General features: G+C 35.7%; 14 protein-coding genes. 6 read left to right on the top strand and 8 right to left on the bottom strand.

Annotated features, from left to right (window positions below):
* Nucleotides 1-36: 36 nt before the first annotated feature.
* From GXZ72_03590 to GXZ72_03610, 5 genes are all read right to left on the bottom strand, one after another.
* Complete coding sequence (locus GXZ72_03590) at nt 37-840, bottom strand: hypothetical protein (protein ID HHT18623.1); 804 nt, start codon at nt 838-840, stop codon at nt 37-39.
* Between the two features lie 29 nt (nt 841-869).
* Nucleotides 870-1859 (bottom strand): ATP phosphoribosyltransferase, encoded by a 990-nt coding sequence (locus tag GXZ72_03595; protein ID HHT18624.1) that lies wholly within the window; start codon nt 1857-1859, stop codon nt 870-872.
* Nucleotides 1860-1925: 66 nt separating this feature from the next.
* The gene (locus GXZ72_03600) at nt 1926-2312 is read right to left on the bottom strand and encodes a hypothetical protein (protein ID HHT18625.1); all 387 of its coding nucleotides are present in this window, start codon (nt 2310-2312) and stop codon (nt 1926-1928) included.
* 161 nt (nt 2313-2473) lie between these two features.
* Nucleotides 2474-3415 carry a pyridoxamine 5'-phosphate oxidase gene (locus GXZ72_03605; protein HHT18626.1) on the bottom strand — a complete coding sequence of 314 codons (942 nt, stop codon included), beginning with the start codon at nt 3413-3415 and terminating at the stop codon, nt 2474-2476.
* Nucleotides 3416-3487: 72 nt separating this feature from the next.
* Nucleotides 3488-4021, bottom strand: coding sequence for a hypothetical protein (locus tag GXZ72_03610; protein ID HHT18627.1), 534 nt, complete (start codon nt 4019-4021; stop codon nt 3488-3490).
* A gap of 154 nt (nt 4022-4175) precedes the next feature.
* On the opposite strand from GXZ72_03610, the gene GXZ72_03615 reads away from it, so the two are divergent.
* A complete protein-coding gene (locus GXZ72_03615; GenBank protein ID HHT18628.1) occupies nt 4176-5132 on the top strand; it encodes an exonuclease in 957 nt (318 codons plus the stop codon).
* 725 nt (nt 5133-5857) lie between these two features.
* On the opposite strand, the gene GXZ72_03620 is transcribed toward GXZ72_03615, so the two are convergent.
* Nucleotides 5858-7219, bottom strand: coding sequence for an MFS transporter (locus GXZ72_03620; GenBank protein HHT18629.1), 1362 nt, complete (start codon nt 7217-7219; stop codon nt 5858-5860).
* A gap of 246 nt (nt 7220-7465) precedes the next feature.
* Between GXZ72_03620 and msrA the strand changes: the two genes are divergently transcribed.
* Nucleotides 7466-7945 carry a peptide-methionine (S)-S-oxide reductase MsrA gene (msrA, locus tag GXZ72_03625; GenBank protein ID HHT18630.1) on the top strand — a complete coding sequence of 160 codons (480 nt, stop codon included), beginning with the start codon at nt 7466-7468 and terminating at the stop codon, nt 7943-7945.
* 47 nt (nt 7946-7992) lie between these two features.
* Here msrA and GXZ72_03630 read toward each other — a convergent pair whose 3' ends face one another.
* Entirely contained in the window at nt 7993-8688 is a 696-nt protein-coding gene (locus GXZ72_03630; protein ID HHT18631.1) for a hypothetical protein, read from the bottom strand.
* 283 nt (nt 8689-8971) lie between these two features.
* On the opposite strand from GXZ72_03630, the gene GXZ72_03635 reads away from it, so the two are divergent.
* From GXZ72_03635 to GXZ72_03650, 4 genes are all read left to right on the top strand, one after another.
* A complete protein-coding gene (locus GXZ72_03635; protein ID HHT18632.1) occupies nt 8972-9397 on the top strand; it encodes a PaaI family thioesterase in 426 nt (141 codons plus the stop codon).
* A gap of 239 nt (nt 9398-9636) precedes the next feature.
* Entirely contained in the window at nt 9637-9999 is a 363-nt protein-coding gene (locus GXZ72_03640) for a hypothetical protein (GenBank protein ID HHT18633.1), read from the top strand.
* A 470-nt stretch (nt 10000-10469) separates the two neighbouring features.
* Nucleotides 10470-11510, top strand: coding sequence for a hydroxymethylglutaryl-CoA synthase (locus tag GXZ72_03645; protein ID HHT18634.1), 1041 nt, complete (start codon nt 10470-10472; stop codon nt 11508-11510).
* 33 nt (nt 11511-11543) lie between these two features.
* Complete coding sequence (locus GXZ72_03650; GenBank protein ID HHT18635.1) at nt 11544-12695, top strand: thiolase domain-containing protein; 1152 nt, start codon at nt 11544-11546, stop codon at nt 12693-12695.
* Between the two features lie 152 nt (nt 12696-12847).
* Here GXZ72_03650 and GXZ72_03655 read toward each other — a convergent pair whose 3' ends face one another.
* Nucleotides 12848-13201 carry a rhodanese-like domain-containing protein gene (locus GXZ72_03655; protein ID HHT18636.1) on the bottom strand — a complete coding sequence of 118 codons (354 nt, stop codon included), beginning with the start codon at nt 13199-13201 and terminating at the stop codon, nt 12848-12850.
* Nucleotides 13202-13290: the final 89 nt, after the last annotated feature.

Consider the following 13290-nt stretch of genomic DNA (forward strand, 5'->3'; position numbering starts at 1 on the left):
AGAATTTCTTTTTAAAAAAATGCACTGTATGTTACTTTATTCATTTTCTGGTAATGAGAATAAGGGCTCCCTTGATAAAGATTTTATTAATTTTTGTGCAACTGCGACTTCTTGTTTTACTCCACTAACTGCAAGCCATACCGAACCTTCTGCCCCTGCTACTCCCCCAGCAGCCACCATCTCCGCCTTTGCACCAGTCAAACAAAAGATGGCTTCGATCTCTGTGAAAACTTCACCTACCACAGGCATAAGACGGGGTCCATGGGCTCCAGGTGAGTTGAGTTTCATTGCTATCTCATCAAGATCAGTGCTAACTCTTTTTTCCAAACCAACTGGAATGATTAAACGAACTCGACGACCAATTACAGCCCTTAAAGATGCTAATATGGTTCCACCTTGCGGATGACCTATATAAATAGCAGCTTTCTTTTTATGAACATCAAGTGCATTGGCTCCTTTGAAAATGATATCTCCTTCTACAAGATCATCTGCAACATCGAATATGGTGAGTCCTTTTTTCCATTTGCCATCTACTATAACCACATCTCCTGGAAATCCACTCTCATCAAATAGACGGCCATTTTCAGTTCTGGGTTGGGATGGTGGCAGTACAATGCCCCTGAAAAATTTCTCCCTGGAAAAATCTTCCAGTTGGCCTATGCTGGATAATATTTCCTCTGCCAAGTAGCCATTGGTGGTTCCTGCTATGATCACCAGTGTTCCAGATTCAAGAGCACTCTGAACTGGAGCATAATTGATTAATGCCTTGGCAATTAGTCTTTTGCCTGAAGCCGGTGTGATCATAAATTGAGTTGTTTGCAATGTTTCACCCCCCACCATTGTTTTAAAAGTGTAAAGGTGGGTTTTGTTTATTGAACATACTGTTTAACATCTTCCCTTACAATAGCTGATGCTCCGAAGCTTTTTATTCCTTTTAACATTTCTGGGAACATAGTTTTTGGAATTAAAACGTTAATTTGGGAAAAACTGTTACCTTCTACTGTTGTTGGTTCATCAGAGCAGTATTCATTTGAAAGTAGGAAGTCTTTTACTTCATCCATCCGGTGATTGGCTATGTTAAATTTCACATCAAAGTATTTGCGGGCTTTAATGACTCCAAATAGTTGTTCGAATATTATTTTTGCTTTTTCTGCTTTTTCCGGCGTGCAACTGGGACCGGCATATAGGCCTGCACTGGATTCCATAATAGTTTCCAGAATTTTTAAACCAGCTTTTTTAAGGCTGCTGCCAGTTTGGGTGTTGTCCACTACAAGATCTGCTCCTTTGGCAATATACACCTCTGTAGCACCATCAGAATTTATAACTTGGACTTTTTCATTGTCCCCATCCCACAAGCCCCTGATCTGAACTAGTGGTTTTTTTTCACCAAAAACTTCCCGATACCCCTCATTTTCCATGAAAAATTGTCTTGTGAGGTTGGGATACTCAGTAAAACACAATATAGGGTTTTCCCTATTTTTGTTATCCCTGAAAAATTGGCTCAACGATTCATAATGGTCATCATTTGGCACTGCCACGATAAGTCTGGTTTTTCCGTAATTCAAGTCACCAATCTTCTTTATGTTTTCTCCTTCAAGATTCACTGACTCTTCTCTCACCCAATCTTCTCCTATTATTGCCAGATCCAGTATTCGCCTATTCAATTCTACTGGAGCGCTTTGTGGTCGTGTGAGGAATCCTTTTATCTCCGGGTCATTTAAAATAGTAATTTCATTATCTTCTTTCCCTGGTTCGTATCCTAAAACCTCGTAACCTGCATCTACCAATAATTGATAAGTGTTACCCCTGTTAACATTGTTTAAACTTCCCTTAGGAAGACCTAGTATTATTTTTTCCATTTATAATATCTCCAACTCGTTTTTATAGCAGTAATATGTCTTAAAACTGAAACATATCATCAAAATTTATTTTAGACCAAAATTTGTTAAATTGCTTGAATAGTGAGTTATATTATAAGTTGCCATGAATTTATCATATCCCATGGTGTAAATCATTATTACCCCAACACCCCATAATATTCCTCCAATTATTAGGAATGCAAATCCCCAATATTTAGCATCTTTTTCTTTTCTGGTTACTAAATAAACTCCGGAAGCTATGGCTAATGGGAGGAAGAATATTATGCCAGTTACTCCTAGGAGTTTAATTAAAAAGTAAGACTTCGTTATTTCATTTAAATCCACTTCATTTTTTTGTGGAATCTTTTGAGAGTTTTCATTAATTGGGTTACCACAATTTATACATCGGTCTGAATCTTCAGGATATTCCACACCACATTTTGGACATCGCACATTATTCACCCTTTTTAGAATGTATCGTATGATAAATTAAATTTAGTATCGAAAATTTTTTAAAATATTCAGATTTCATTGATGTTCTGTTCTCTTAATACAAAAATTTAATCAGTTTTACATAAATTTTCATAGGTTTAAATATTTGATATTATTAGAGATTAAAATTTCAAAACTTGTCGTGTTGAGTATCCCTGCTTTTTAAAGTCAGAATTAAGAAATTCCACTTTTTCCATGTCCACTCGAATCACATGGAGATCGGTAGGCAAAGATCTGACAAACTTCATATCCATACCCTTTAGTTTAATCACATGTTTATATTCAGTCATTTCTTCAACAATATCAGCTTGTCCTGTGATTTGAATACCTAACAGATTATTTATGTCAGTGTAATCTTCGTAAACTGCCATTGAAATCTTTGAACTGAAAAGTAAATTGGCGAACTTTTCTCCGCCCTCACTTAGGATGTAAATCTGTCCCTGATTATATATGTATTCAACTGGTGTGGCCCTTATCCTCCCAAATGAACCAGTAGCCAAGGTACAAGTGTGATGATTTTTTAGGAAGTTTTCAACCTCTTTTCTGAGTTGTGAAAGAGGGAGCCTACCAAATAGACCGTCTTTAATATTTTTTAGTCGTAAAGCCCAGTCAACTATCTCTTCTCTGTTAAATAAATCCATTCCCTGAGGGGGTAGGCCTTCTTTGGAAAGATATTCTACAAAAGCATGATAATCCCTATCAGTCAAACGATCCATTTCTAGTCGTCCGCCGAACACACCTAATTCCAGAACATTTTCCCCTAATCTATCTTCAACTTCTCTGAGAACACGTAATCCCTCAGATCCTTTGAAACATGTGCAAAAAATGGCAATTTTATTTTCAGACAGCCATTTATGTTCTTTTTCCAGGAAAACCTCCATTTTTGGATGTATCTTGCCGTTGTATATGGGTGTGCCTATAACTATAAAATCAAAGTTCCTCAGATCATCAGAAAATTTTGAGATAGGATAACAACGGGAAGGGCCCATGATAAGGGAAATAATGTTGGATGCCTCCCAAGTTGTTTTATACTTGCTTTCATATAAAACAAGAGTTTTTATCAAATATAAACCCCCATCTCATACACATCTAAATTATTTCCCTGAAAAAAGGGATATAAACATATTCCAAATTGTTTAGGTTACTTTGAAGCTTTTCACAATTACATCAAAGTACTGCTTGGCAGCGTCCATATCTGAACCACCAACTGTAGCGAACATCAATATATAAAGCGTGTCATTCTTAGTGAAATCTATAAGCCTAGCATAAGATTCATTTTTTTGAGTGTCCTTTCCAATATAGCTCATGTCGCTGGCATTTGAACTGGCAATCTTTATGGTGGTGTTAGTGAAATTTTTTCCAGATAAGGCTTGAGTAGCAAACTCATCTCTGGTCTGAGTCATGTTACTTTTACTTGCATTAGAAACCTTCAAGATCAACACAACACAGCCCTTCGCACCATTAGAGGATAGTATTTCCTCATTTTTTATCAGGATCAAAGTGGCATTGGCACTTTCCTGGCTGGTAACATTCCAAGTATCAGGATACATAAAAGACATTCCACTTTTTGAAAAATTTTTGGTGGGAATAGTCTGGTCTGAAGTACACCCAGACACCATTACAGCCAGCAAAAGGACCACTAAAACAATACCATATTTCTTAATCTTCAAGTTTTTCCGTCTCCTTCATCATTAGTTTCAAATTATTATTATATTAATGCTATATATCATCCAGAACATAAATAATAGTAGTCCAAACTGTGATGTTATAATGAAACCAGTTTTATGAAGACATTACATATAGAAATTTGGAGACCATGAATTCATGATCTATAGCAATGATCAATCACCACAGAAATTGAAAGAAAAACTTCTAGAGGATTACCAAAATCAATCGTTGGAAGATTTGGAAAATGGAGAAGAAATAGAGACTAACTATGGATCTTGTTACCGTTTTACCACTGAACAAAAGTTCAAAATCATTAAACCTGCTAAAGACAAGATTAACCAGAGTTTACTTGGCGATTTAAAATTGATTAAAGGAATAGGAGCCTGTAAGGAAAGAAAACTTAAAAAAGAAGGCTACTTATCCATTGAAGATCTAAAGGATCATCCTGTTTACTCAAAAGAAGCGAGCGAATTTATTGAAAGCATTGAAAATGAAAATATTCCCCACATCTTGGAGTGGATAACAGCAAGGCACTCACCATCACATAGGTTTAATCTTCTCTTATCTTCATTATCTGGAATTGAAAACATGCTTTTCATGGATATAGAGACTCTTGGACTTAAAGATGCTCCATTAATACTTATTGGTGTTGCTGAAGTATCTAATGATGGTTTAATAATAAACCAATATTTACTAAGAGATCTTAAAGAAGAAAAAGCAGTTTTAGAAAGTTTTATTGCACATCAGAATGATAATAATATTTATGTTACATTTAACGGTCGTAGCTTTGATGTGCCCTTCATTAGAAACAGAATGCATTACCATGGGATAAAAACTAAAATCAACACTAAACATTTGGATTTATTACATTTTTCACGGAAACAATGGAAAAACCAACTCCCCAACTGCCAATTGCAGACTCTCGAAAAACATCTTTTTGGTATAGAACGGTGCGATGATGTTCCTAGCAGTAAGGTACCAGAATTTTATCGTAGTTACCATGAAACAGGAAATATTGGACCATTAATCCCCATACTAGAACATAACAGAGAAGATGTTGTTACATTAGCAAAAATTTTATCTTTGCTAAATAAAACTACGGATTTGATTTGAAGTTGTTAGATTGATTTTCATGTTTTATTAGTTAATAAAACATTTTAAATAATTTTTTCAGTACAGATGTATTATGATATCTTTTTTTCTCACCCAACCTCTGCGAAGAGTGGGCATTCCTGCCTTCCAATAAATTTTCTTGCAAATTTAATGTTTTAGAGAATTATTTCCAATTTTTTTAACTTCCATACCCCTTATTTTCTAATATTATGGTTTTTCCCTCATCTTCAAGGACATCTGAATTTTTAATGCCCAGTTCATGGTATAATCGTTTTATCTCTAGGCCTCAATCCTTCTTATGACTTCAATTAATCAATACCCATTGGAAACTTCACTTTAAGATCTTCAAGGTACAGTAGTTTTCCGATATCTAATATTTCCTAAATCTTTTTGTGAATGTCTTTCCCAACACTATGACAGTTCTTCCAGTCTGCCTTATTCTGCAACACATGCAATGTCCACATTCATGGTTTCAATGGTATAGGCTGCCATGTGATAGGCTTTGGTGCAAAAATCAACACTATACATCTCCATATAATGTGGGCAACTCTATGGAATTGAGGCTACTTTCTTGTTTTTCATGTGTAGAGGTTATGTATTTTTTTTAGCTGAAAATTCTTATTTTTTTATGAGATGATTATTTAGAATCATCCCAACAGTTTTGCCTATTTTCTTTTTTTTGAGGGATTTTCTTTTGAGGGATGTGGATTAAATAGATATTTAACCTATTCTTTTTTCCCTCCAGCCATCGATGCCAGGGCTCCTAAAAAACTTAAGATGGTAAAAATAACAAATGATATTCGGGTGCTATTGAGAAATTCAGGATAGTTCTGCTTACTTATGATGGAACTTCCCATAAACAGGACCATAACCATAAGAACGATTCCCATTCCTGACATCTGCCCCAAAACCCTCATGGTACTTAGAGTTGTGGATGCTACCCCATAAAGGCGTGATTCTACAGTGCCCATCAAGGCATTGGTATTGGGAGAAGAAAAATTGGCAAATCCCAGACCAAGAAGACATAACCCAATTATGATGATTATCAAACTAGTTTCTTCTACTAAAAAAGTGAATAATATACATCCTATGGTGTTGAGAATCATTCCAAATGCAGCAACTTTGCGGGGTTCGGCTAAGTCTGATAACTTCCCTGCCAGCGGCGAAAATATGGTCATAATCACCGGCTGTACTGCAATTATTATTCCTGCCCACTGGGGATCCAATCCCTTAACATATTGCAAGTATAAACTAAGTAAGAATACAATGGGTGCTGCAGAACAAAAACTGATAAAAGCCGCCAGATTGTATAAGGTAAAACTCCAATTATGAAAAATCTTCACATCCAATACTGGACTTTCGATTCGACTTTCAATGAGGTAGAACATAACCAGACAGATACTTCCACAGAAAATTAAATATAAACCTAATATTTCTGGCAGAATTGACAAACCATACATTAATGTTATCAGAGAAAATCCATAAATAACCGCACCCAAAATATCAAATTTTTCTCCGCTAGCTTCTGTCCATTCACCCTTAATCCGGGTTACCGCAATGGTTGCCAAAACTCCCAGTGGCACGTTAAAGAAGAATATGCTTCTCCATCCAAAATATTCAGTTAAAAAACCTCCAAGAACAGGGCCCAGGAACATGCCCATGAATGATCCGGTGAGAGTTATACCTAATGCTTTGCCTCGGTTTCTGGGTGGAAAGATGGATACAATAATAGCAAAGAGGTTTCCGAAGATCATTGCACAACCTAATCCCTGCAAGGCTCTGAAAAAAATTAACACATTAACTGAAAAAGATAAGGTTGCAAGTAATGAAGATATGGTGAATAAGATAATCCCATATGTGAAAAACCGTTTTCTACCATATAGATCTGCAATCCTCCCAATTGGAACCAGACAGACTGCTAAAGATAATAGATAAACTGTCGGTATCCATCCCAATACTATGGCATTGGCTGTAAATTCTTTTCCAATTGAGGGTAAGGCTATGTTAATGGATGTAGCCACGAAGGGTGTTAAAAAAGAGGTTAAAATTGCAACCATTAGAGTGTATTTTTTAGGTGAAATTGACATCCAGGAACCTACTCCCCAAAAAAATTATTCTTTTAACAAAATATAATAAATTATCTTGTTTATAATTCTTATTTGATAAAACTATAGGAAAAAATGGACATCATACATTGTATCAATACAGCATTTAGCCTCCATACTCAAATTTCTTCATATATTGAAGATGAATAGTTAGGAAAATGAAAAATAGCTTGTGATAATCTCGTTATAAAAAAGATAATACAAACGAAAAAAAAAGGATGTGGATCTATGTCAAAAACTGGATTAGAAAAGGCCACTTTTGGGGCTGGATGTTTCTGGGGAGTGGAAGATATCTTCATGAAGCTAAAAGGAGTTATTGAAACCCAAGTAGGATATGCTGGTGGAGATTTCGACCATCCTTCCTATCAAGATGTATGTTCAGGGGTCACAAATCATGCCGAAGTAGTGGAAATAATTTATGATCCTGAAATAATTTCCTATGGGGACCTTCTGGATATTTTCTGGGACATACATAACCCCACCACCCTTAACCGGCAGGGCCCGGACATAGGCACCCAGTACAGGTCCATTATATTATATCATAACTCCCAACAGAAAAAATTAGCTTTAGAGAAAAAGAAACATCTTAATAGTTCAAGTCGTTACGGGAAGGAGATTGTGACAGAGATCAAACCTGCTGGTAAATTCTGGCGTGCAGAAGAGTACCATCAGAAGTATGTTGAAAAAAACAGGCCAGGAAAATTGTAGATTCTAACAAGTTATAATATAGTTTTCAGCAGAGTATAGGTGAATAATTACAAATCCAGTAATTTCTTAAGATTTTTTAGTTTTTTCCCGTCATTTATGAATCGAGGAGGAATACTACGCTGAATAGAACCTTCAATACCCAAAAGTACTTCCATTTCTGGTGAAACGGCATGGTAATTTCGTCCAATCTTATTTAACTTCTTTTGACTTATCTGGATTGGTCGATCAAGCAGCTTACTTTTTTCTGGGTCTCCCACAACAAATACTAAGTCATTGGTATTGAAACGTTTGGGATGGGAATTATGGGAAAATTTTGTTCGGATAGTGTTAATACTATCAATTTCATCTTTATTGTTTTTAAAATCAATTATATCTTTGATAGTGAAATATCCAATGATATATAGTGCTTCAGGATATTCATTTTCTTCATAGGGTTTTAATCCGGCGTAAAATACTAAAATATCGTTATGATTAAGTTTTCTCAAATATGTAGCCTTTTTTCCTTCATCCCCATACGTAAAATTTATAAATTCAGGATCCATATGTACTTTACGTGTGGCTATCTTTTTAGGGAGATAAATGGAAAGTTTCTTACCTTTAATTCCAATAATGTCATAGTATGTCCTATTTTCAATAGTTTGATCATCTTTTTCAGATAATGGGATATATTCAAAGGTACCATCAGAGAATATTGGGCTTAAAACTCCATCACTGGATTTGTCAATTCCCACGCGCAGTAACATGGCTTTTGTGTTTTGATTCAGGATAATCCCATCCAATAGTAAACTCTTAGATTTTCCTTCTCTAACTTAAAGTATAATTCTTTCACTATTGATTCTTAATACTTGTACTTGCGTAGTAAATCGATTGATTCCATGAATTATTTTGGGAGTTATTTCAAACATTATGACAATTTGAGTTAATCTAAATCATAAAATTTTTATAATTTAGAAAAATATAATTTAAACTATATATTTGACTGAATATTAGTTCGTAGGCCCCCTTACAAAGTATACGGGTTTAAAAATGAAGAAAATCCTGAAAATGTTTGAAAATGATCGTTTCGCTGCCCTTAGTAACATTAAAGTAGTGGATGTTTCTCCTGGAAAGGCTACAACTCAGATGGAAATCAGCGATATTCACCTTAATAGCATAGGAACTGTCCATGGAGGAGCGCTTTTTACCCTCGCTGATTTTACATTTGCACTGGCCGCTAATTCACATGGAATCGTTACTGTAGCTATAAATGCAAACATATCTTATCTTAAAGCAGTTACTGAAGGGGTTTTAACTGCTGAAGCCCGTGAATTATCCAGTGGCGGTAGGATTGGCAGTTATACTGTTGATGTTTATGACAAGTCCCATGAGTTGGTCTGTGTGTTTCAGGGTATGGCCTACCGAAAGCGGGACAAAATAAGTGAACTAGTGAATGATGAAAAATTAAAACACTGAAATAATTTTTTTTAGAAAAAATGTTACAGTCACCAACACTATATTAATTCTTGACAAGGTAATTAGTCAGTTTTAATTTTAATAGATGAGAAAGGCATTGCGAATGATTTCCCAATTTTTTAAACCATCAAATCAAATTAATGGTTTTAATTCTCTCAAATTTAAATTATAAATAATTTAGGTATTGCTAATGAAAACAAAAAAATATTTAATCAGGGTTACAAATTATGGGTGAAAATATGGAGTTAAACAAAAAAGAGATTGAAGAAATTCAAGAGAAGTTATTAATGGTTTATCGCTTCATTTCTCAGAATAACACATTCAATAAATTTTATTGTCAAGGATTAGATGTGAATTACTGTTCAAATCATAATGAGAGCATGGTAAGTAAACTTATGGAATTAGACCACTCTGAAGAACTATTAAAAAACTGCATAATCGAGTTAGAAGATATGAAAACTCCTGAAGAACCATTGAACCCTGAAAACTTTCAGGAGTTCGTTCTCAACCAGGATTGGAATCTACTCTTAAAAAAGTACGGTATGAAGACCCTCGAAGATGTAAGAAAACTGGACTTGGAAATATTGTTGGAACTACTGTAAAAATACTAGCATACCAAACAAGAGATTAAAACTTCAATACTAATCATCATCTCCTTAAATAATATTTATGTTGAAAAATCTTTTTTAAACATGATTTAGAAGTTTGATGATGTTTTTATATGTTAAAAATTTGCCATAGTTCATCAATTGCTTTTACTTTTCTGTAGATATTATTAAATTAATTTTATGGCTTTTATCGAGGAAATTAGAAATGGATGTATGTTTCAATTTTGGATGCTATTTTTCCCTCCTAACGCATACATAAATATATAAACTGGTTTTTGCCTATAATGTAATAAATTAAATTCCGATTAAATTATTTTTTTTAATATACAGAATGAAAGATTAGATATATTACAATAGGAAATATTTCCCCTTAGACAAATTGTATGTGACTTATTAATATTAGTAATTCTAAGACGAAGACTAAAAAAAGACAATAATTAATATTTAGATGGTAGTGATTTGATATGGCAGGAATTGTAGGATATGGAGTTTACATACCTTCATACCGGATAAAGGTTGAAGAAATTGCAAAAGTCTGGGGAGATAATGCCCAGGCAGTTTCCAGAGGATTAGTAGTTAATGAAAAATCAGTCCCAGCCCCAGATGAAGACACAGCAACTATTTCTGTAGAGGCAGCACGTAATTCAATAAAAAGGGCAAATATAGACCCTAAAAAGATTGGTGCTGTTTATGTTGGTTCTGAATCGCATCCTTATGCTGTTAAACCAACTGCAACAATAGTTGCTGAAGCTGTGGATGCCAGTCCTGATTTAACTGCTGCAGACTTGGAATTTGCATGCAAGGCTGGGACAGCTGGCATTCAGATCTGTATGGGCTTGGTTGACTCGGGAAATATTGAATATGGTCTTGCTATTGGTGCAGATACTGCTCAAGGAGCTCCCGGCGATGCATTAGAATACACCGCATCTGCAGGGGGTGCCGCATACCTTATTGGTTCTGAAAATACATTAGCTGACTTTGAAGGTACTTATAGTTTCACCACTGACACTCCTGATTTCTACCGTAGGGAAGGAAAACCTTATCCTCGCCATGGAGGACGATTCACAGGTGAACCTGCTTACTTCAAACATGTCCTCTCAGCAGCTGAAGGAATGTTTAAAAAAATGGGTACTGAAGCTTCAGATTATGATCATGCAGTGTTTCACCAGCCTAACGGTAAATTTTACATAAGAGCTGCCCGAAAACTGGGATTCAATGAAGAACAATACAAAACTGGACTTTTAACCCCTACTATTGGTAACACTTATTCTGGAGCAACCCCACTAGGTTTGGCAGCTATTTTAGATGTTGCAAAACCTGGTGATAGGATTTTTGCTGTTTCATATGGTTCTGGAGCAGGTAGTGATGCTTTCAGTATTGAAGTTAAAGAAGGTATAAAAGAAAAACAGGGTTTGGCCCCAACTGTTCAGGAAATTATTAAAAACAAAAGATACGTTGATTACGCAGTGTATGCTAAGTTCAAAGGTAAGTTAAAGATGGCATAGATTGTTAATTATAGGATTATGGAGGAATCTAAGTTGAGAGATGTTGCAATTATCGGAGTCTCACAAACCAAATTTGGTGAACTATGGGACATATCGTTTCGTGATCTGATTACTGAAGCTGGATTGAAAGCTGTTGCTGATGCAGGTATAGAAGGAGCTGAATTAGAGGCCATGTTCGTTGGAAACATGACTGCGGGACTGTTTGTTAAACAAGAACATATTGCCTCACTCATTGCTGACCACTCAGGTCTGACACCTATGCCATGCACCAGGGTAGAAGCTGCTTGTGCATCAGGAGGTTTAGCCCTTAGAAGTGGGATAATGGCTGTTGCCTCTGGTTTTCATGATATTGTGATCTCTGCAGGTGTGGAAAAAATGACTGATGTGGTAGATCCCACACCCGCCATTGCCACAGCGTCTGATCAGGAATGGGAAGCCCAGCAAGGAGTTACATTTCCTTCACTTTATGCAATGATTGCTAAACGACACATGCACCAGTATGGCACTACTAGAGAACAATTAGCCATGTTTAGTGTGATAAATCATAAAAATGGAGCATTAAACCCATTAGCTCAGTTTCCAATGGAGATCACTGTGGATCAAGTCTTAAATTCCAGTATAGTGGCTGACCCTCTCAGACTTCTGGATTGTTCCCCAGTAACTGACGGTGCTGCTGCAGTTATACTCTGTCCTGCAGAGGAAGCTCGTAAATACACTGACACACCCATATATGTAAAGGCTTCTGCTCAGGCGTCAGGAACAATAGCTCTCCATGACCGTAGAGACATAACTACCATTGATTCCACAGTACATGCCGCGAGAACTGCCTATGACATGGCTGGCCTGGAACCAAAGGATATTCAAGCAGTGGAAGTACATGATTGTTTCAGTATTAACGGTCTTTTAGCCATTGAAGACTTGGGATTTGTGGAAAAAGGGCAAGCCGGACCTGCAGTTGAAGACGGAATGACAGAAATAGGAGGAAAAATACCAGTAAACCCATCTGGAGGACTTAAAGCACGCGGACATCCATTAGGGGCAACAGGTATTGCTCAAACAGCCGAGATGGTATGGCAACTCCGAGGAGATGCAGGTAAACGACAAATTGATGGAATTGAAGTCGGTATGACCCAAAATATAGGGGGAACTGGCGGTACAGCTACAGTACACATTTTCGGCCGATAAAACAAGATGTAAAGAATCAGAGTATAATGATTCTCCTATTTTTTTATTTTCAGCAATAAATTTTTTTTAAAAAAATCATTTTTTTTTTTTAGTGGACAGTTGTTAATTTAATCTATTGTCAAATAATAGGTTGTTAAAAAAAAGGGAGGAAATTATTTAACTGGCAACCCACAGTTTTCCCATCCCATTATTCCACCGACTATGTGATAAATTTTTTTAAAGCCTGTTTCCATCATGATATCAATACAAGCAGCACCCCTCATTCCAGAGCGACAGTAAACCAGATATGTTTTGTTTTTATCCAGTTTTTGTATTTCATCCCTAAAATCAGGGGATTGGTAGTTTATTAGTACTGATCCTTCAATATGGGATTTTTCATATTCTTCTGGAGTTCTAACATCCAATATTACAAAGTTTAAGTTATCTTGGTTATTTTGAACCATTTCCCAAGCAGAATTGGGATCTAGATCAATCTCATTGTTTGATGCAGTTTTTTTCCTGAACATGTTTAAAACCTCTTCCAGTAACATACAATTTGTATTCTTTGGATAATATTTTTATACCTAAAATATTTTTTTAAAAATAATAATGAGCA

The sequence above is a fragment of the Methanobacterium sp. genome, from assembly GCA_012838205.1.
Lineage (GTDB): Archaea > Methanobacteriota > Methanobacteria > Methanobacteriales > Methanobacteriaceae > Methanobacterium.

Coding starts and splice junctions, on each gene's coding strand:
- GXZ72_03590 (HHT18623.1), bottom strand. CDS start 840: ATGGTGGGGGGTGAAACATTGCAAACAACTCAATTTATGATCACACCG.
- GXZ72_03595 (HHT18624.1), bottom strand. CDS start 1,859: ATGGAAAAAATAATACTAGGTCTTCCTAAGGGAAGTTTAAACAATGTT.
- GXZ72_03615 (HHT18628.1), top strand. CDS start 4,176: ATGATCTATAGCAATGATCAATCACCACAGAAATTGAAAGAAAAACTT.
- GXZ72_03620 (HHT18629.1), bottom strand. CDS start 7,219: ATGTCAATTTCACCTAAAAAATACACTCTAATGGTTGCAATTTTAACC.
- msrA (HHT18630.1), top strand. CDS start 7,466: ATGTCAAAAACTGGATTAGAAAAGGCCACTTTTGGGGCTGGATGTTTC.
- GXZ72_03630 (HHT18631.1), bottom strand. CDS start 8,688: ATGTTACTGCGCGTGGGAATTGACAAATCCAGTGATGGAGTTTTAAGC.
- GXZ72_03635 (HHT18632.1), top strand. CDS start 8,972: ATGAAGAAAATCCTGAAAATGTTTGAAAATGATCGTTTCGCTGCCCTT.
- GXZ72_03640 (HHT18633.1), top strand. CDS start 9,637: ATGGAGTTAAACAAAAAAGAGATTGAAGAAATTCAAGAGAAGTTATTA.
- GXZ72_03645 (HHT18634.1), top strand. CDS start 10,470: ATGGCAGGAATTGTAGGATATGGAGTTTACATACCTTCATACCGGATA.
- GXZ72_03655 (HHT18636.1), bottom strand. CDS start 13,201: ATGTTCAGGAAAAAAACTGCATCAAACAATGAGATTGATCTAGATCCC.